The sequence below is a fragment of the Acinetobacter sp. COS3 genome (assembly GCF_000475335.1).
In the GTDB taxonomy this organism is placed as follows: Bacteria; Pseudomonadota; Gammaproteobacteria; order Pseudomonadales; family Moraxellaceae; genus Acinetobacter; species Acinetobacter venetianus.
The window spans coordinates 18,496-36,307 of the sequence record NZ_AXCD01000067.1 but is presented as its reverse complement, the minus strand read 5'-3'; the positions used below and the strand labels follow the sequence as shown (position 1 = coordinate 36,307).

Sequence of the window (17,812 nt, the reverse complement as noted above, 5' to 3'; positions counted from 1 at the left end):
TTAGCCATAGCTAATCGAATATTTTACCACAACAGAAGGTAAAATTAACGATTCTGCCAAATGCTTAATGCACCTTTTCGAGTCGACACATAAAGTTGATTGTCAATCACACGCAAGGTTTGCACTTCACCGCTAGTTTTTGCACGACCAACTAACTTACCTGTTGTCGGATCAATAAGGTGAATCACTCCATCCAAATCGCCTACTACAAGGTTTTGACCAAGCATGACTGGATTGCTTAACTTACGGTTTAATAACTCTTCATTTTGCCAAACCAGTTCACCCGTAGTGAGGTTATAGGCATTCAACTTACCATCAACCGTTGATACAAATACTTTGTCATCCGCAACTTCAGGACGATTTGTACTGCTTGCATCTTCACTCCACACCACACGTTGTGAAGCCAAATCGGTTACTGTTACTTGACCTTGGAAGCTTGTTGTCACCAAGAACTGACCAGCAACAACAGGATCACCCACGATATCAATCAATCGCTGAATATCAGAACGGCCATCACTAATTGCAACACGGCGTTGGAAGCGAGGTACACCACTGATGATATCTAAAGCATAGATATAAGCATTTGCAGAAGCGACTAACACTGTACGTTCATCTAACGCAACGGGTGCTGGCTGTCCACGTAAGCTAAACTGAACATTTGGAAGCTTATATGCCCAAACTTGCTGTCCAGTGACCACGTCATGCGCAAATACAGTACCGTCATTGGCAAGTGTGATAACACGACCTGACTCAATCAATGAAGGTGATAAAATCGCACCTGATAGCTGTGTCGTCCACTTTTGTTCACCAGTGGCTTGATCTAAAGCAAAAAGCTGCCCTTTACGGTTACCGATAACAACAACACCTTCACCAGCTTCAACACCAGCCGTCAGTTCTTGTTTCGTGATTTTACTTTTCCAAAGACGCTGTTTACCCTGATACGCAGAAACCTGACCATCTGGATCAATAGCAAAAATCACACCGTTATCCGTATCTAGCTGTAAGCGTAAAGCTTCAGCAGCGTTCGTTGAGGAAACGCTTTGAGAAAATACGAGGTTTAAATTTTGTTGTTGCGTGATTTTTGGCAATGGATTTGGTTTTGCTTCTTTTACTTTATTGCTCGAACATCCAACCAATAAAGCTGAAGCAATTGCAATCGCCAAAGGTAGTTTTAGTTTATTCTGCATTAAGACTCATCCACTTTGGTATCTACAATCGGGCTATCGATTTCAGGATCATCTACTAAAACGCCGACACTTTCGAGTTTAATTTGTAAAAGCTGACGTTCCTGTTTACGTTTAACGAGATCATCCCATGCACTTTGATACGCTTTACGAGCAGATTCATTGTCTTTCTTAGCAACATAAATATCACCACGAAGTTCATCGGCTGTTGCTTTGAATGATGGCTCAGTCACCGCTGTCAAAGTTTTTAAAGCATCATCATATTTCTTTTGTGCTAACTGAGCATCAGCCAAACGAAGTTTGATAATCTGTAACAGACCAGCATCTTTAATTTTTGAGTTTTCAACTTTTTTTAATGCTTTCTCAGCAGCAGCATAATCTTGCTTATCATACGCAACTTTAGCCAAAATAAATTGTGTTTGGATCGCTTGAACTGAATCAGGGTCTTCTTTCACGATTTTGTCTGCGGCTTCAGATAATGTTGCAAAAGCGTTCGGCTGACTTGAGGCAGCTTTTGCTTCGTCCATTAACTTTTGCACTTTGGCCGTTTGACTTTGAGCTTCAGTAAGATTCTTCTTTTGCCAATATTCCCATCCGAAAAAGGCAATCAGGGCAATGAGAATTCCGCTAATAATTGCAGAACCATATTTTTTGGCAAACGACTTTAACTGGTCGAGTTGTTCTTCATCACTTAAACTCATGTGATTGTCCTTTTCCTAGATATTGTGCAATTTATTGTTTAAATTTTTCGATAAAAAATGCTGTCAGCTCATTCAATGCCACTTGAGACTGTTCTGCGGTTGCAAGCTCTTTTACCAATAGCTGTTGAGATTCCCATTCACGCTCACCCAAGATCACAGCGAAAACCGCACCAGATTGATCAGCCTTTTTCATTTGGCTTTTCATGCTGCCATGTGAACCCGTTTTGAATCGAATCAAACTATTCACTGCTTCGAGCTGATCACGAATTTGTTCAGCTAATACCAAAGCTTTCGATTGATAAGCCGGTTCAGCCACTAAGAAAACTTCACAATCACGAACAACTTTTGCCTGTTCAACTTGCTCAAGTAGAAGCAATAAACGCTCCATCCCCATCGCAAAACCAACCGCTGGAACTGATTGATCAGCTTTACCTTTAAGCTGACCAACTAAGCCATCATATCGACCGCCAGCACAAACAGTACCTTGTGAACCCAACATAGTTGTGGTCCATTCAAATACCGTTTTATTGTAATAATCAAGCCCGCGAACAAGTTTTTGATTAATCATGAACTCTACACCAGCATCGGTTAAATACTGCTGTAGTTGTTGGAAGTGGTTGAGAGAATCTTCTTTTAAGAAATCGTGCAATTTCGGCGCATTTTCCAAAATCTTTTGCGTAGACTCACTTTTAGAATCCAAAATACGCAAAGGATTGGTGGTTAAGCGGCGTTGAGAATCTTCATCTAATGCATCTTTGTGCTGATTTAAGAACTCGACTAATGCAGCACGATATTCTGCACGCTCATCCGTTTCACCCAGAGTATTCAGTTCAAGACGAACATTCGCTGCAACACCCATACGTTTCCACAAACGAGCGGTCATCAGAATGATTTCAGCATCAATATCAGGCGTTGCAACACCAAAGGTTTCCACACCAAACTGGTGGAATTGACGATAACGACCTTTTTGAGGCTTTTCATAGCGGAACATTGGCCCAACATACCAAACACGCGGTGTTGCACCACGTAATAGGTTATGTTCCAACATCGCACGCACACAACCCGCAGTTCCTTCAGGACGCAAAGTCAGTGATTCAGGCGGTGTCCCTTTGTCAAAAAAGGTATACATTTCTTTTTCAACAATATCGGTTGCATCGCCAATAGCACGCTTGAATAATCCAGTTTGCTCAACAATTGGCAAACGGATTTGTTGATAACCATAAGCATCCATCAATGATGCAAGTTGTTGTTCCAGACTTCTCCAAGCCGCAGTTTGCGATGGAAGGATGTCATTAAAACCTTTGATAGCGACGATTGAACTCATGATGAACTACGAATAATTTCTTTAGATTTTGCTTCTTCAAGCTCTTGAACACGTTGACGAACCATTGTTTCAATTTCATCAACCAACTGATTTGTATCAATTAAATGACTTTTCTCGCCATTACGATACACAAGTGAACGTGGAGCAGCACCCACCACCCCGATATCCGCTTCTTTTGCTTCACCTGGGCCATTCACTTTACAACCAATGACAGACACATCCATCGGTGTACGCACATCTTCTAAACGCTCTTCTAAAGCCTGCATCACCTGAATTACATTGAATTCCTGACGTGAACAACTTGGACAAGCAATAAAGTTAATGCCATTTGAACGCAAACCTAAAGATTTTAAAATATCGAAACCGATTTTAATTTCATCTTCAGGTTCAGCTGCAAGCGAGATACGCATGGTATCGCCAATACCTTCCATCAACAGACCACCCAAGGCGATTGCTGACTTCACTGTACCTGTACGATAAATCCCCGCCTCAGTCACACCCAAATGCAATGGATTGTCAATTTGCTGAGAAAGTAAACGATAAGCATCCATGGTCAAAAACACATTCGATGCTTTTACACTGACTTTAAACTCATGGAAATCTAAACGATCCAAAATATCAATATGGCGCATTGCAGATTCAAGCAAAGCTTGACCCGTTGGCTCACCGTATTTGACTTGCAAATCTTTTTCCAAAGAGCCAGCATTCACACCAATACGAATTGAAATACCATGATGTTTAGCAGCAGCAACAACCTCTCGAACTTTTTGATCCGATCCAATATTACCTGGGTTAATCCGCAAACAATCTGCACCGTAATCAGCAACTGCCAATGCAATACGATGATCAAAGTGAATATCAGCAACTAAAGGCACAGAAACGCGTTTACGAATCGCACCAAATGCTTCAGCTGCTTCCATTGATGGAACTGAAACACGCATGATGTCTGCACCAGCATCTACGCAACGTTGAATTTGAGCAACAGTTGCATCAACATCACAAGTCTCAGTATTTGTCATACTTTGAACACTAATCGGCGCATCACCACCGACATACACAGAACCAACACGAATTTTACGTGTTGGACGGCGTTTAATGGGGTTCACAATCATCGTATAGCTCTACTCTTTGGCATTAACGAGACAAACGGAATTCTGCTTTTCCATTGACAGTATAAGGAGACAATGAAATTTGTTCCTGATTTAAAGTCAATGCTACAGCTGTCGCATCATCTAAGCGAATTTGGAACGGTGACTCACCACTCAAATTCAAAGTTGATGCTTGACGACCTGTTGCCAGTACTTTACCTGTAGCATCAACAATATGCACAGATGTTGGTCGGCTAAAGTTCAAGACAAGCTGATCTCCAGAAGTAGCGGCTACATTCCCCATTGGAAGAATCTCAACTTCAGAATTCTTAATCTTTGGTACATCTGCATCATCTTTGTGACTTGAAGTCCAGTTTTGCACGGCCATCACAGCTAACCATGCCAACAATAGCACGACAGCCAAAATCACAATACGCTTTAACCACTGACGATTACGTACACTCTTTGAACCAGTTAACTTACCCATGGTTTTAATCGGTGAGTTACTCAAAGCATGACTTGCTTTAAGGCCCGTATCATTCGCATAAATTTCATCGAAACGTTGAATGATCGCGCTCGCATCAGCATTTAAACATTTTGCGTATGCACGATAATATCCTTTGATAAAGGTTGCTTCTGGCAAAGATTTATAATCATCTTGCTCTAATGCCGTCAAAGTTTTGACTGGCATATTCAATACGTTTGCAATCTCTTCAAGTTCTTTCTTTTGTGCAATACGAATTTGACGCAAATACTCACCAGGTCGTTGAATATTTCCTAACGTAGGCGACGGTGAGTTTGAGCCAGTTGGCTGATGTGAATTTGGATTTATTTCCATACGGCCTCAGTACTGTACTGTAATTGCAAATAACGTTGATATTCTGGACTATCAGGAAATAAAGCACGCAACTGATTGACTAACACTTGCATTCCTAACTGATCCGCATTCGCTCGAGCAATGCGTAAACCTATCCAAAGCGCACGAGCACCTTGGTTTTTCTGCCCCACATTACGAACATATTGTTCGTAGAGTTGCGATGCATCTCTATTGTTTTGTTGCAAATAGAAAATTTCCGACAACTCTAACATTGATATTGTCGCATTTCGATTTGCTTGTAGCGCTTGTTTGAATGCTTTTTCAGCATTCGCAACATCGCCCAGTTTTAAATAGATTCTCCCAAGATTTTCCAACGATTGAAAACGTTGATCATAACCTAAGGTTGCACCTGCAATCGTAAACTGCTCAATCGCCTCATTATAACGCTCCATTTGATACAAATATGTACCGTAATTATTACGAGCTTGGGCATTATCAGGTTCAGAAGAAATTGCACGCTTAAAATAAGACTCTGCTTTTTCCATATTGGTTTTGCTACCTTCTTGTTGTAGCAAAATTCCCATCATCATATTGGCATTTGCATCTCGCGAATCTATTTTCAGGGCTTGATCTAATGATCGTTTAGCCGAGTCTAAGTCACGCGTTCTAATATATTCTGCTGCAAGTTGTGTTCGAACTTGCACAGCTTTTTCAGGATCTTTTGTTGTCTTTGTCGATTGGCAGGCGGTTAGACCCAATACGGTGAACAAAATAGTAGTTGCTATAATCGTTTTTGATCGAGTTGTATTCAACGCTTTTCCCCAAGTTTTATCCTTGTGTGCGCAAAATTTCTTGCCGTTGCGCCACTTTCTTTTTCCACTGTTCAGCACGACGCGTGCGATCAGCTACCTGTCCCACTAATTGACCACACGCAGCATCAATATCATCACCACGTGTCTGACGAATCGTACACACAAATCCTGCATCAGACAAAGTTTTTTGAAATGCGATAATACGATTACGGCTTGAGCGACCATAAGGTGCATGTGGAAACGGGTTAAATGGAATTAAGTTGATCTTACTCGGTAAGTTTTTCAATAATTTTAATAATTGTTGTGCGTGCTCTGGCTGATCATTTACGCCATCTAACATTACATATTCAATCGTTACGTGACGGCGAGCACTTTCATTACCATCTTTCGCTAAATAACGCTGACATGCAGCAATCAATTGTTCCAGTGGATACTTCTTATTAATTGGAACAAGTTCATTACGTAACTCATCATTTGGTGCATGTAAAGAAATCGCTAAAGCGACATCAATATCTTGTGCCAATTGATCAATTTTAGGCACAACGCCTGAGGTCGATAAAGTCACACGACGCTTTGACATTCCGTACGCAAAATCATCTAACATCAATTGCATTGAGCTGAGTACAGCATCATAGTTGAGTAATGGCTCACCCATACCCATCATCACCACATTGGTCACAGTACGTTCACGCTCTGCAACAGGCACCTCTTCCATATAGGAATAGTTTGCCATCCACAACTGACCAATAATTTCAGCTGGTGTTAAATCACGTTGGAAACCTTGTTTTCCTGTCGAACAAAATGAACAGTCAAGTGCGCAGCCCACTTGTGAAGAAATACAAAGTGTCTTTCTTGCGCCTGTTTTATCTTCAGCAGGAATCAAAACAGTTTCAACTAAAGAGCCTTCACCATCACCTACACGAAACACCCATTTACGTGTTCCATCTTTAGAATAATTACGATGCACCACTTCTGGGGCTTTAATTTCGCAAATCTTTTCTAGTTTTTCTCTTAACTTGCCTGAGATATTGGTCATCTCAGCAAAATCAGTCACAAAAAATTGGTGAATCCATTTCATGACCTGACCAGCACGAAACTTCTTCTCACCCAAATCTTCAAAAAACTTTTCTAACTCTGCACGTGACATGCCTAGTAGATTCACTTTTTTGTCGGCAGCATGAACGACAGGCGTAGAAACAGACTGTTGTTTTTCATCTAAATTTTCTGATGAAACGACCACTGCAGAACTCATGAATATTTACCTAAACCATATCAACGCTAGAAATGCTGTGCAGTACTTACACAACTCAATCTATAGAAAACAAAAAACCAGATAAGCAGTATACCACTTATCTGGTTCGAATGCTTTGGATTAACGAGTGCGTGGGCAGATCTCGTTATCAGCAAAGAAGTAAGCGATTTCGCGCTCAGCTGAAGCAACTGAGTCAGAACCGTGAGCAGCATTTTCATCGATGCTTACAGCGAAGTCAGCGCGGATTGTACCTGGAGCAGCTTCTTTAGGGTTGGTAGCACCTAAGATTTCGCGGTGAGCAAGAACTGCATTTTCGCCTTCAAGAACAGACACAACAACTGGGCCTGAAGTCATGAAAGCAACTAAATCACCAAAGAAACCACGTTCTTTGTGCTCTGCATAGAAACCTTCAGCATCAGCTTGAGAAAGGTGTTTCATTTTAGTTGCAACGATTTTTAAGCCAGCTTTTTCAAAACGAGCAAAAATATCACCGATGTGGTTTTTAGAAACTGCATCAGGTTTAACGATAGATAAAGTACGTTCAATCGCCATGATTGACTCCTATTATGGTGTAAACTAAAAAAAATTTGCCGCATTATACCGATGTCATCGCCAATAATCAGCTTGAATCTGTAAAAGTTCAGCGATTTCTGATGAATTTTTATCGAACTTCATCCAGCCATGCCATTTGGATTGCTTCTAGCAAACCTTCAGTTGACTTATTAGGATCATCATTAAATTCAGGTAAAGCACAAACCCATGCGTGTAAATCTGTGAAACGAATCCATTGTGGATCAACATCTGGATGTGCTTCTACGAGTTCAATTGCAATATCAATCGTATCAGTCCAACGTAAGCCCATATGACAACCTGAATAAATATTTAACATTGGAGCTACTTTAACAAAACATACGCTTGAAAAAATAGTTTTCTGTTGAGAAATTCACAACCCGATTGCTCACAAAACAATGTTAAAGCTTGGTGCTAAGAGAATAATACTACTTGCAACTGTCGCACCGATTGTCGCCCCGACGATCACATCACTTGGGTAGTGAAGTCCTAATACCATTCTTGATAATGCAACCAACACTGTAAATGGCAACATCAATATCAGCAAAATTGGCTGTATATAACCTAAAGTAATTGTCACCATAACTGCGTGCAAAGTGTGGCCTGACGGAAAGCTAAAATGATCCAAAGGTCGCTCACCGAGGACAATCACTTGATGAACTTGATAAGGTCTTGGTCGTGTTGTTTTGTGTTTTAGATATTTGTATATCAGCGTACCGACCGACCCTGCGGCAATTAGATATAAGATTTGAAGACCATATGCCAAGCCTTGTAAAGCCCAAACGGACAACAACATGACATACCAAAATGGCCCATCGCCCAAACGACTAATCGTTTTAAAGAATAAGGCGATACGTTGAGAATGTGAGAGATGATTAAGGTATACACACCCTTTTAAATCTAAATCTAGTATTTTTATTTTTGCATTTTGAAGATTCATATTTTTTCTCCTTTCTGAGGATACTTTAGGTAGAGGTCATGGGAGACTCCTTTGCTACCTGATAAAGTGCTTGTTCTAATTGTTGTACGGGAAACTGCCAGCTACTTTCTTGTACGCTTTCGCTCGCCAGCAATCCCATTTGTCTTAGTTTTGGAAGTGCTGGTAAATGACAAATGGATTGGATTAAACCGGATGTATGTCCAAGCGGACTCAACCATCCCGTGACTTCTTGTTTTACATATTGATGCGCACAAACATAATCATATGCCACAACAGGCAGACCACTCGCTATTGCTTCTAAAACGACATTTCCAAAAGTGTCAGCTTGACTTGCAAAGGTAAATACATCTGCACTCGCATATGCTTCAGAAAGCGCTTGCCCACTCAAACTACCAGTGAAAATAACGTCTTTCGAGCTTGTTAATTTTCCTAAACGAACTCGATCTGGTCCTTCACCGACAATCACAAATTTAACATTTTCACCCTGTTGTGCTTGCAGCGCATGAAAACTCTTAATCAATACATCCACTTCTTTTTCAGGAGATAATCGCCCCACATATAGCATGACACGGGTATCAGCGTCGGCACCCCACTGTTGTCTTAGCGTTTGCGAGCGATGTTGCGGAGAAAACTTATTGGTATCTACCCCACGCCCAACAATGACTAAAGGACAAGTCACACCAAAACCACGTAAGGCTTGTTCCGTATATTGACTTGGAACACAAGTTACATCCGTACTGTTATGAAACCATGTTAAATAGCGCTGAATCGGTTTTACCAAAAAAGCCAAATCAAAGAAACGACTAAAATCATGGAATGCTGAGTGGAATCCGCTTGAGACTGCAATTTTCTTTGACTTCGCCGCTTGGAGTGCAGTCAGACCCAATGGCCCTTCTGTCACAATATGCACAACATCTGGTGAAAAGCGTTCAAAAGCTTTAGATACTTTAATGTACTGCGGCCAGCCAAACTGCACACTTGGATACTTAGGGATTGGCTGTGACATGACCAAACATTCCTGATCAGGATGAAATTCAGTACATGCTGCTTTTTGAATTGGACGGACTAATAAGATTTTATGTCCAAGGCGTTGTAACCCTTGGCAAAGCTGCATCATTGATAAAGCAACACCATTAATTTCAGGTGGCCATGTTTCAGTCACAATTGCTATTTTTAAACGGGGACGTACGAGTTCTTCAAGTTCAGAAAACTCATTTTGCTTATTTTTAAGCTGTTTCCTTTTGAAGTAGAATTTAAAACTATCTGGAAACTGATCTTGCTTTAATAAAGATGTCGCGTATGTACTTTGCATATCGCCATCCATTTGTGTCGTTATTTTCATGCTTTATAGCTTATAAATAATTTTTGACAATTTAATGATCAGTGTATGACAGTTTTTTGACAGTCTTAAAATAAAAAATGCCCAACCTCACCATGAAATTAGACATTCAAACCATATCGTCAGATAATCAACTCAAAGGATTATCCACCGCAAACATGTGTTGATCTTCCAAACGGAACGCCATCAATTGCTGCCCCCAAACACAGCCACCATCAACATTTTGAATTTGAGAATTAATAGTCTTGCCCTGTAAAGCAGCCCAATGCCCAAAAATTAATTGATGGGTTTGTGCTGCAAGACTTTCAAACTCAAACCAAGGCTGGAAACCTACGGGCATCGGTGCATCAAGCGCATCTTTAAAACCAAACTCTAAGCGTCCTTCAGCGTCGGTTAACCGCATACGGGTTAAATAGTTGGTAATACAACGCAATCGTGCCATTCCTGTCAGTTGATCTGACCAAAGATCAGGTTGTTCACCGTACATTTCAGCAAGAAAAGTATCCAAAACAGTTAGATCGTCATGCCCAATAATCTGCTGTACTTCGCTTGCCAACTGAATTGTTTGCTCAGCATCCCAAATACATGGAACACCCGCGTGTGTAATTAGCGTTTTAGCATTTGGACTTAAACTTAAAGGTTGTTTACGCAACCAATCAATCAGTTCATCACCATCTATGGCATCAATAATATCTTGCGTGCCGTCTTTCTCTTTTGCCTTTTTAAAACCACGCGCACATGCAATCGAGGTTAGATCATGATTACCCAATACGGTTGAGGCAGCACCACGATCAGCTAACTTTTTTACAAAGCGTAAAGCACCTACAGAATTCTCTCCACGCGCAACCAAATCACCAGCGAACCATAAAAAATCTTGATCAGGATCAAAACGAATTTCTTTTAGCAATGCTTTCAGTGCTTCAAAACAGCCTTGGACATCACCAATGACATAATTATAGCGTTTAGACATTAAGCCACCATTTGATCCGACAATGCGACAAAATCGGCTAAACTCAAGGTTTCAGGGCGGGCCATTGGATCAACACCAGCTTTTTCAAAACCATCATCCGCCAACATTCCCTTTAAACTATTACGTAAGGTTTTACGACGTTGGGTAAATACATGACCCACTAACCGTGCCAATGCTTTTTCATCTTTTGCAACGATTGGTTTAGTTTCATAAGGTTCTAAACGGAACACAGCAGATGTTACTTTCGGTGGAGGGTTAAATGAACCGGGCGGCACTTCAAATAAGAACGTTGGTTTACAATAATACTGAATCATCACTGATAAACGACCATATTCTTTAGTGTTTGGCGTTGCAGTAATACGATCAACCACTTCTTTTTGCAACATGAAGTGCATATCTTTCACTTTGTCGCCAAACTCCAAAAGGTGAAACAATAACGGAGTTGAAATGTTATATGGCAAATTCCCAACGACGCGAAGCGGACGACCCTCTTGGAAAAGTTGAGTAAAGTCATATTTCAAAGCATCTGCTTCAATAATCGTCAAACGTTCAGGATGAGGTACACGCCCCGGTAAACCAGCTGCTAAATCGCGATCCAGCTCAACAACAGTCAATGCATCACACTCACCAATTAAAGGCGATGTTAACGCAGCCAAACCCGGACCAATTTCCACAATATTTTCGCCAGCACGGGGATTCACTGAACGTACAATTTTGGCAATCACACGTTGGTCATGTAAAAAGTTTTGACCAAAACGTTTTCGAGCCTGATGCCCTTCATCTTTAGGGTTTAGGGCATTAATTTGATACATATATTTATACTCAAAATTTCAGATTTAACTCTCCCCTCTTTTACGCAGAGGGATTTGGGGAGATTCGAGCTAAATCAAGTGCTAAATCTACTGCAACATGCAAACTCGATGCTTTTGCTTGTCCAGTGCCTGCAAGAGAAAGTGCTGTACCGTGATCGACAGATGTACGAATAAATGGTAAGCCTAAGGTAATGTTGACTGCTTCACCAAAGCCTTGTGATTTTAACACAGGTAAACCTTGATCGTGATACATCGCTAAAACAGCGTCCGCATCTTTCAGATTTTCTGGAGTAAATAGAGTATCTGCTGGTAAGCTCAGACTCATTTCAATACCTTGATCGCGATAAGTTTCCAAAGCTGGATTGATCACATCAATTTCTTCACGCCCTAAATAGCCATCTTCACCCGCATGTGGATTCAAACCACAGACTAAAACACGGGGTGCAGCTATTTTAAATTTTGTTTTTAGATCATGAATTAAAATATCAATCACTTGCTTTAAGCGCTCTTTGGTAATTGCATCTGGTACATCGCGTAAAGGCAAATGAGTCGTCACTAATGCAACACGTAAAGTTTTAGTGGCCAACATCATCACCACACGATCAGCACCCGCAAACTCTTGGTAATATTCAGTATGACCACTAAAGCGAATACCAGCATCATTGATAATTGACTTTTGCACAGGCGCTGTCGCAACCCCGACACTCTTTCCAGTCATCGCATAATCAGCAGAACGTCGTAATTGTTCTATTACATAGGCCGAATTAGCCGAATCCAATTGACCTAGAACAACTGAGTTTTTCAAAGGTACATGTTCTACAAATAGTTGCCCTTTTAAACTCGATTGCACTTGGCCATTATATGGAACAATCTCAACATTTAAATTCAACTGATTAATACGCTGCTCTAGCATTTTTATATCAGCGAGAATAACTACTGGGCGTTCATCTACACGATCCGCCAAACTCAGACAGATATCTGGACCAATTCCCGCAGGTTCACCTGAAGTCACATATAAAGGAAGCATAGAAACAGCCAATCATCTAGATTTCAATATAGTGTAGCGAAAATCTAAATGTAGCTATAGTATTCCTTTGAAAAACATCTTCGCTACGGCATTGTAGACTTCGGTAAATTTTCAGGCACTAAGTTGGAAGGTACAAAATTTGGTGATCTTGACCAAGGATTAATCTTTTGCTGTGTCTTTTTATGCTCAGGACGAGCAACAGTTGCAGACTCATCTTTTTTCTCTACGACAACGACACTACTACTAGGTCTATCGATAACCACAACACTACTACTCACTTTTTCAGCGATTGGATTTACAACTGTTTCCTTTTTCTCAACAACAGCAATTGGTTGCTCTTTCTTTTCAACTGGCGATGAAGCAACCACACCACTTGCAGGACTCACATAAGGTTGAGCAGCAAGGACACCTTGCTTAACAATTGTTTGCGTCGTTGGTTTCGGTGCTTGAGATGCTGTGCCACTTGATGTGTCTTGAAGATTCATCGGATCCACAGGGATTTCAATCGCTTTCATTTCATTCGTAACAGCCATCATCGGGTCGATATGTTCATCCCCACGACTTTCGATAACTTCAAGCTTTCGGCTAGTACCTTCTTTTGGCTGGAATTCAGAGTAGTTCGTAACACTGGTTTGATCTACCCATTTATAAAGTCGTCGAGCATTTGTCTGTGCTGAACAAACACCGACTAATAGTGCAACTACAACTATTTTTGTAGAAAACGACAACTCCATCAAATTCCCCATAAAAACAAATAAATAATTCTATTTTTTAATTACTTGGTATAAAAATAATAGGGTAAATCCTATACACTCACAAGATAAATAATCATGATTTCCATCCACGCTTGTTGTTTACAAAATCAGTCACATTGCAGCAAAATATGACATCTTGATTGAATTGTTCTTGTGCCCTTTTATAAATTCATATAGAATTCGGTCTCCTTTTGTTTGGGCGATTCCTTGCTCAAACCAACTATAATAGGTAGTGGTTAATGAAAACTCTCAGCGCTAAGCCTGCTGAAGTTCAACACGACTGGTACGTTGTTGATGCTTCAGGCAAAACTTTAGGTCGTCTTGCGACTGAAATCGCTCGTCGTTTACGCGGTAAGCACAAAACATCTTATACTCCTCACGTTGACACTGGTGACTACATCGTTGTGATCAATGCTGAACAAGTTCAAGTGACTGGTAACAAATCACTTGATAAAAAATACTATCGCCACACTGGTTTCCCTGGTGGTATTCGCGAAACTAATTTTGAAAAATTAGTTGAGCACAAACCAGAAGAAATCTTCCAACGTGCTGTAAAAGGTATGTTGCCAAAAGGTCCTCTTGGTTATGCGATGATCAAGAAGATGAAAGTGTACGCTGGTAGCGAGCATCCTCATACTGCTCAACAGCCACAAGTTTTGGACATCTAAGGGATACAGCACATGGCTACTAACTATGGTACAGGTCGCCGTAAGACCGCAACTGCACGTGTTTTCTTATCAGCTGGTACAGGCAAACTCGTAATTAACAATCGTACTTTAGAGCAATATTTCGGTCGTGAAACTGCTCGTATGGTTGTGCGTCAGCCTTTAGAGCTTTTAGAAGCAACTGAAAAATATGACCTTTACATCACTGTTAAAGGTGGTGGTATGGGTGGTCAAGCTGGCGCTATCCGTCACGGTATTACTCGTGCATTGATCGCTGCTGACGAAACTTTAAAACCTGCTCTTCGTCAAGCTGGTTTCGTTACTCGTGACGCTCGTGAAGTTGAACGTAAGAAACTTGGTTTACGTAAAGCTCGTAAACGTCCTCAATTCTCTAAACGTTAATCGTTTTACGAATTGGACAAAAAACCTCGGATATTTCCGAGGTTTTTTTATTTGCCGATTATTTCTTCTTAGAACAATCCATAACAGCATCACCTGTAGAATACTCTGTCACAAGACAACCATCTTGCATATAAGTCTTAGTTCCACCTTTCGAAAACTGATGGTCTTCTGGGATTGGTGCATTACATGGCTGATCAGTCTTTTCATTTACCATTTTGATCGGCCCATTATTATAAATCGTTACTTTACATCCCTTGACCACGTACTCACTTTTGATACCACCGTAATCTTGCACCTCATTACAAGCATCAGCACTCTGATCATCACAAGAATCCGCCGCAATTGAGATTTGCACATCATTTTCAGATCGAACATCAACTGCTGATCCTTGATTAGACACACTTGCACAACTGCTCAGCAATAACATACTCGACAAGATCATCAAGCCATAATATTTCATTTAATTTTTTCTCTCTTTGAATTTATTGAATATTAGATTTATTTGAATCATCATATTCTTAAGCTTTAAGTGATTTCCAACGTTAATTTTAGTATTCTAAACAGTCAATCATAATTTTTCGGATTTATGTCTTTAGAAAATCCCCCAAGCCCTGTTCAAGGCATCACATTGTATAGTCATGCCGATGATTTCCGTTCGCACTGGATTCGTTTTTTGCTTGCTGAAAAACAAATCAAATACCATCTGACTCTCACAGACCATGAAGATGAGGATTTGGCTGATCTCAATCCATACAATCAGTTGCCAATGTTAATTGAGCAAAATCTAAAGCTATTTTCTCCGAATGTGATTGCAGAATACTTAGATGACCGCTATCGCCAGAATAAACTTTATGCCGATGCTCCTATGGCAAGAGCAGAACAAAGACAGTATATTTGGCGTTTTGAACAAGACTGGTTCAAGCTTGCAGACAGTATGCTTCGACATGCAGATACATTAGATTTAACTCAAAAGCAAAAAGCGCAAAAAGAATTAAGAGATACATTGATTTCATTGACGCCTCTATTTCAACACTTTCCCTTTTTTATGTCTGAAACCTTTTCAATTTTGGACTGTATGTTAGCCCCGATCTTCTTGCGCTTAAAAAGCATGGGAATCGAGTTACCACAACAACACTGTCGACCTATTTTCTTGTATTGTCATCGTATCTTTAGCCGACCTTCTTTCATTAAATCAATGACAGCTCAAGAAAAAAACAGCTACAATGAATTCATTTCAACGATTTAACAAGTTTATAAATTATGTCTGAGCAAATCACTTTTTCTCCAACACGCCCGTATCTTGCTCGTGCCATTTATGAATGGATTTGCGATAACCAACTAACACCATATTTATTAGTTGACGCGACTCAGCCGAATACTGAAGTTCCTCAACAATTTGTGAAAGATGGTCAAATCGTTTTAAATTTAGCTCCTCATGCAATTCATCAATTACACATGAGTAATGATGCAATTACTTTTTCAGCGCGTTTTGGTGGTGTAGCCAAAGAAATTTATGTGCCAATTCGAGCAGTTCTCGGTATTTATGCACGTGAAAATGGTCAAGGATTATTTTTCGATCCAAGTGAATATGAAGATATTCAAGAGCAACCAATTACGCAAACAGATGAAACTAAACAAGAGGCGGAACCGAGCAAGAAGAAGCCGTCTTTAAGAATCTTAGATTAAAAATAAAAGAGGACGTCCGAGATGGCATTTGACTTAGTTCAGTATTTTTCTGAACAAATTAAAATTCAAAAACCGCAACTTTTTAGCACACACTCGCCCAAAGAGAAGTGTGCATTTGTTGATGAAGTCAATGCGCTGACATTAGGTCAGTTAATTAGTCTTTGGAAACAAAATCCACAAAAGCTATATCAAGAAATTAAAGCGACTGATCCGCTTTATATTCAAGAAATTGCACGCCATCTAACAACCTCTGCAAAGAACCAATCGAAATTAACTGCATCAGAGCAAGAATCCAGTATTTCTGAGATTGTGAGCTTACAGTTCAATGAATTAAATCAGTTGGATCAGACAGGCAACTTTGGTCAAACTGGCTTAGCAGAGTTGTTATTAGGACAGGTTGAACATCTTTCTGGCCAAGCAGAAGATTGGGTTTGGTCGACCAATCAGCTCACTGAGCTCATCGGTTCCAAACCAATCGAACAAGAAGAAATCTCTTTAGAAGCAACCATGCAGGAGTTCAATCAAATGGTTAATCAAGCACAGCCTAACGTTCATCACGCAGAAGAACTTGACGTTGAACAACCAAGTATCCCAGGCTGGTCTTACCTGCTTTCCCCAATCGTTGCATTGGTCATTTTGCTGTCACTCTATTGCTCATATAGTCAATTAATCGGGCATTAATTTCTTTAAAGATTATGATAGGAAAAGTACAAAACCTTTTTCTATCATACACTTAAAATATTTTTAAATTTATTTAATTATTAATTCAAAACTTTTTAATAAAAAATATTTTACATTTATTTACAATCAAAAAACATACTTAAAATAAAATATTAATGTGAATAAAATCACAAAAAATTAAAAATATTATCCCCACCATCCACTTTAAAACGTTTTATTGACAAAAATTGTCAATTAATAGCACTGTTGTGATTTTAATTATTTTCAAACATGATTGATTTAATAAAAGAGTTTCCTATAATGAAATTAACTGCTTTTGAAGAATAATCTAAAACAAAAGTAGGGAATATAAATTCATAAACAAGATGTATTAGTAGAGATAATATCATGGCTAAAATTTCATTAGAAAGCTTGACAAATATTGATGGTTTCGTTGCAGCAGCGTTAGTAGACACAGAAAGCGGTTTGGCGCTGGCAACACAAGGTGGGGGTGCAATCGACTTAGAATTAGCAGCTGCAGGTAATACCGAGGTTATTCGAGCAAAACGCCGTGTTGCCAACTCATTGAAACTCAACGATGACATCGAAGATATCCTGATTACTCTTGGCAAGGCATATCACTTAATCCGTCCATTAGAAAGCAATGGCAATCTGTTTCTCTACCTCGTTTTAGACCGTACTAAATCTAACCTAGCGATGGCTCGCCACGAACTTAAAACTTTCGAGAAAGAATTAGACTTTGCTTAATTAGTTTTGCAGAATCTTTAATATATTAGACTTCTTGTAT

At 39.9% G+C, this 17,812-nt stretch carries 22 protein-coding genes; 6 read left to right on the top strand and 16 right to left on the bottom strand.

The genetic code is table 11. From position 1 onward, the window contains the following. Positions 1-44: 44 nt before the first annotated feature. The 15 genes from bamB to IO68_RS30605 all read right to left on the bottom strand — a co-directional run bounded on the left by bamB (position 45) and on the right by IO68_RS30605 (position 13,570). Positions 45-1,187, bottom strand: a complete 1,143-nt coding sequence (gene bamB / locus IO68_RS30675; RefSeq protein ID WP_004877394.1) for an outer membrane protein assembly factor BamB — start codon at positions 1,185-1,187, stop codon at positions 45-47. After that, positions 1,187-1,885: a YfgM family protein gene (locus IO68_RS30670; protein ID WP_023014052.1), complete on the bottom strand. Its 699-nt coding sequence runs from the start codon at positions 1,883-1,885 to the stop codon at positions 1,187-1,189. The genes bamB and IO68_RS30670 overlap by 1 nt, the downstream gene beginning before the upstream one ends. A gap of 31 nt (positions 1,886-1,916) precedes the next feature. Next, on the bottom strand, positions 1,917-3,209 hold the full coding sequence (gene hisS, locus IO68_RS30665) for a histidine--tRNA ligase (RefSeq protein ID WP_023014051.1): 1,293 nt from the start codon (positions 3,207-3,209) through the stop codon (positions 1,917-1,919). Beyond that, positions 3,206-4,321, bottom strand: coding sequence for a flavodoxin-dependent (E)-4-hydroxy-3-methylbut-2-enyl-diphosphate synthase (gene ispG, locus IO68_RS30660; RefSeq protein WP_004877403.1), 1,116 nt, complete (start codon positions 4,319-4,321; stop codon positions 3,206-3,208). Before ispG ends, hisS begins: the two co-directional genes overlap by 4 nt. A 22-nt stretch (positions 4,322-4,343) precedes the next feature. Beyond that, positions 4,344-5,135, bottom strand: a complete 792-nt coding sequence (locus IO68_RS30655) for a helix-turn-helix domain-containing protein (protein WP_023014050.1) — start codon at positions 5,133-5,135, stop codon at positions 4,344-4,346. Next, complete coding sequence (gene pilW, locus IO68_RS30650; protein WP_007482693.1) at positions 5,126-5,926, bottom strand: type IV pilus biogenesis/stability protein PilW; 801 nt, start codon at positions 5,924-5,926, stop codon at positions 5,126-5,128. Before pilW ends, IO68_RS30655 begins: the two co-directional genes overlap by 10 nt. A 16-nt stretch (positions 5,927-5,942) precedes the next feature. Further along, positions 5,943-7,178 carry a 23S rRNA (adenine(2503)-C(2))-methyltransferase RlmN gene (gene rlmN, locus IO68_RS30645; protein ID WP_004877414.1) on the bottom strand — a complete coding sequence of 412 codons (1,236 nt, stop codon included), beginning with the start codon at positions 7,176-7,178 and terminating at the stop codon, positions 5,943-5,945. A 120-nt stretch (positions 7,179-7,298) separates the two neighbouring features. After that, positions 7,299-7,730 (bottom strand): nucleoside-diphosphate kinase, encoded by a 432-nt coding sequence (gene ndk, locus IO68_RS30640; protein ID WP_003654870.1) that lies wholly within the window; start codon positions 7,728-7,730, stop codon positions 7,299-7,301. Between the two features lie 109 nt (positions 7,731-7,839). Beyond that, positions 7,840-8,040 (bottom strand): Fe-S cluster assembly protein IscX, encoded by a 201-nt coding sequence (gene iscX, locus IO68_RS30635; RefSeq protein ID WP_004877416.1) that lies wholly within the window; start codon positions 8,038-8,040, stop codon positions 7,840-7,842. A gap of 96 nt (positions 8,041-8,136) precedes the next feature. Next, positions 8,137-8,688: a phosphatase PAP2 family protein gene (locus IO68_RS30630; protein WP_007482695.1), complete on the bottom strand. Its 552-nt coding sequence runs from the start codon at positions 8,686-8,688 to the stop codon at positions 8,137-8,139. Positions 8,689-8,713: 25 nt separating this feature from the next. Continuing rightward, positions 8,714-10,030 (bottom strand): glycosyltransferase family 4 protein, encoded by a 1,317-nt coding sequence (locus IO68_RS30625; RefSeq protein ID WP_171068584.1) that lies wholly within the window; start codon positions 10,028-10,030, stop codon positions 8,714-8,716. 127 nt (positions 10,031-10,157) lie between these two features. After that, positions 10,158-10,997 carry a symmetrical bis(5'-nucleosyl)-tetraphosphatase gene (locus IO68_RS30620; protein WP_023014047.1) on the bottom strand — a complete coding sequence of 280 codons (840 nt, stop codon included), beginning with the start codon at positions 10,995-10,997 and terminating at the stop codon, positions 10,158-10,160. Next, complete coding sequence (gene rsmA, locus IO68_RS30615; RefSeq protein WP_023014046.1) at positions 10,997-11,809, bottom strand: 16S rRNA (adenine(1518)-N(6)/adenine(1519)-N(6))-dimethyltransferase RsmA; 813 nt, start codon at positions 11,807-11,809, stop codon at positions 10,997-10,999. Before rsmA ends, IO68_RS30620 begins: the two co-directional genes overlap by 1 nt. Positions 11,810-11,849: 40 nt before the next feature. Further along, complete coding sequence (gene pdxA / locus IO68_RS30610) at positions 11,850-12,836, bottom strand: 4-hydroxythreonine-4-phosphate dehydrogenase PdxA (RefSeq protein ID WP_023014045.1); 987 nt, start codon at positions 12,834-12,836, stop codon at positions 11,850-11,852. An 83-nt stretch (positions 12,837-12,919) separates the two neighbouring features. Beyond that, complete coding sequence (locus IO68_RS30605) at positions 12,920-13,570, bottom strand: hypothetical protein (protein ID WP_004877424.1); 651 nt, start codon at positions 13,568-13,570, stop codon at positions 12,920-12,922. A gap of 260 nt (positions 13,571-13,830) precedes the next feature. On the opposite strand from IO68_RS30605, the gene rplM reads away from it, so the two are divergent. Together rplM and rpsI are read left to right on the top strand one after the other, a co-directional pair. Next, positions 13,831-14,259, top strand: coding sequence for a 50S ribosomal protein L13 (gene rplM, locus IO68_RS30600; protein WP_004877426.1), 429 nt, complete (start codon positions 13,831-13,833; stop codon positions 14,257-14,259). A 12-nt stretch (positions 14,260-14,271) separates the two neighbouring features. Continuing rightward, on the top strand, positions 14,272-14,658 hold the full coding sequence (rpsI, locus tag IO68_RS30595; RefSeq protein WP_004877427.1) for a 30S ribosomal protein S9: 387 nt from the start codon (positions 14,272-14,274) through the stop codon (positions 14,656-14,658). Positions 14,659-14,716: 58 nt separating this feature from the next. Here the strand turns inward: rpsI and IO68_RS30590 are convergent, their stop codons facing one another. Beyond that, entirely contained in the window at positions 14,717-15,118 is a 402-nt protein-coding gene (locus IO68_RS30590; protein WP_023014044.1) for a hypothetical protein, read from the bottom strand. Positions 15,119-15,244: 126 nt separating this feature from the next. Between IO68_RS30590 and IO68_RS30585 the strand changes: the two genes are divergently transcribed. From IO68_RS30585 to IO68_RS30570, 4 genes are all read left to right on the top strand, one after another. Beyond that, positions 15,245-15,904 carry a glutathione S-transferase N-terminal domain-containing protein gene (locus IO68_RS30585; RefSeq protein ID WP_023014043.1) on the top strand — a complete coding sequence of 220 codons (660 nt, stop codon included), beginning with the start codon at positions 15,245-15,247 and terminating at the stop codon, positions 15,902-15,904. Positions 15,905-15,918: 14 nt separating this feature from the next. Then, complete coding sequence (locus tag IO68_RS30580; RefSeq protein WP_004877433.1) at positions 15,919-16,344, top strand: ClpXP protease specificity-enhancing factor; 426 nt, start codon at positions 15,919-15,921, stop codon at positions 16,342-16,344. 21 nt (positions 16,345-16,365) lie between these two features. Next, entirely contained in the window at positions 16,366-17,025 is a 660-nt protein-coding gene (locus tag IO68_RS30575; RefSeq protein ID WP_004877434.1) for a hypothetical protein, read from the top strand. A gap of 387 nt (positions 17,026-17,412) precedes the next feature. Beyond that, entirely contained in the window at positions 17,413-17,772 is a 360-nt protein-coding gene (locus tag IO68_RS30570; RefSeq protein ID WP_004877436.1) for a hypothetical protein, read from the top strand. Positions 17,773-17,812 lie beyond the last annotated feature (40 nt).

Coding starts and splice junctions, on each gene's coding strand:
- bamB (WP_004877394.1), bottom strand. CDS start 1,187: ATGCAGAATAAACTAAAACTACCTTTGGCGATTGCAATTGCTTCAGCT.
- IO68_RS30670 (WP_023014052.1), bottom strand. CDS start 1,885: ATGAGTTTAAGTGATGAAGAACAACTCGACCAGTTAAAGTCGTTTGCC.
- hisS (WP_023014051.1), bottom strand. CDS start 3,209: ATGAGTTCAATCGTCGCTATCAAAGGTTTTAATGACATCCTTCCATCG.
- ispG (WP_004877403.1), bottom strand. CDS start 4,321: ATGATTGTGAACCCCATTAAACGCCGTCCAACACGTAAAATTCGTGTT.
- IO68_RS30655 (WP_023014050.1), bottom strand. CDS start 5,135: ATGGAAATAAATCCAAATTCACATCAGCCAACTGGCTCAAACTCACCG.
- rlmN (WP_004877414.1), bottom strand. CDS start 7,178: ATGAGTTCTGCAGTGGTCGTTTCATCAGAAAATTTAGATGAAAAACAA.
- ndk (WP_003654870.1), bottom strand. CDS start 7,730: ATGGCGATTGAACGTACTTTATCTATCGTTAAACCTGATGCAGTTTCT.
- iscX (WP_004877416.1), bottom strand. CDS start 8,040: ATGGGCTTACGTTGGACTGATACGATTGATATTGCAATTGAACTCGTA.
- IO68_RS30630 (WP_007482695.1), bottom strand. CDS start 8,688: ATGAATCTTCAAAATGCAAAAATAAAAATACTAGATTTAGATTTAAAA.
- IO68_RS30625 (WP_171068584.1), bottom strand. CDS start 10,030: ATGAAAATAACGACACAAATGGATGGCGATATGCAAAGTACATACGCG.
- IO68_RS30620 (WP_023014047.1), bottom strand. CDS start 10,997: ATGTCTAAACGCTATAATTATGTCATTGGTGATGTCCAAGGCTGTTTT.
- rsmA (WP_023014046.1), bottom strand. CDS start 11,809: ATGTATCAAATTAATGCCCTAAACCCTAAAGATGAAGGGCATCAGGCT.
- pdxA (WP_023014045.1), bottom strand. CDS start 12,836: ATGCTTCCTTTATATGTGACTTCAGGTGAACCTGCGGGAATTGGTCCA.
- IO68_RS30605 (WP_004877424.1), bottom strand. CDS start 13,570: ATGGAGTTGTCGTTTTCTACAAAAATAGTTGTAGTTGCACTATTAGTC.
- rplM (WP_004877426.1), top strand. CDS start 13,831: ATGAAAACTCTCAGCGCTAAGCCTGCTGAAGTTCAACACGACTGGTAC.
- rpsI (WP_004877427.1), top strand. CDS start 14,272: ATGGCTACTAACTATGGTACAGGTCGCCGTAAGACCGCAACTGCACGT.
- IO68_RS30590 (WP_023014044.1), bottom strand. CDS start 15,118: ATGAAATATTATGGCTTGATGATCTTGTCGAGTATGTTATTGCTGAGC.
- IO68_RS30585 (WP_023014043.1), top strand. CDS start 15,245: ATGTCTTTAGAAAATCCCCCAAGCCCTGTTCAAGGCATCACATTGTAT.
- IO68_RS30580 (WP_004877433.1), top strand. CDS start 15,919: ATGTCTGAGCAAATCACTTTTTCTCCAACACGCCCGTATCTTGCTCGT.
- IO68_RS30575 (WP_004877434.1), top strand. CDS start 16,366: ATGGCATTTGACTTAGTTCAGTATTTTTCTGAACAAATTAAAATTCAA.
- IO68_RS30570 (WP_004877436.1), top strand. CDS start 17,413: ATGGCTAAAATTTCATTAGAAAGCTTGACAAATATTGATGGTTTCGTT.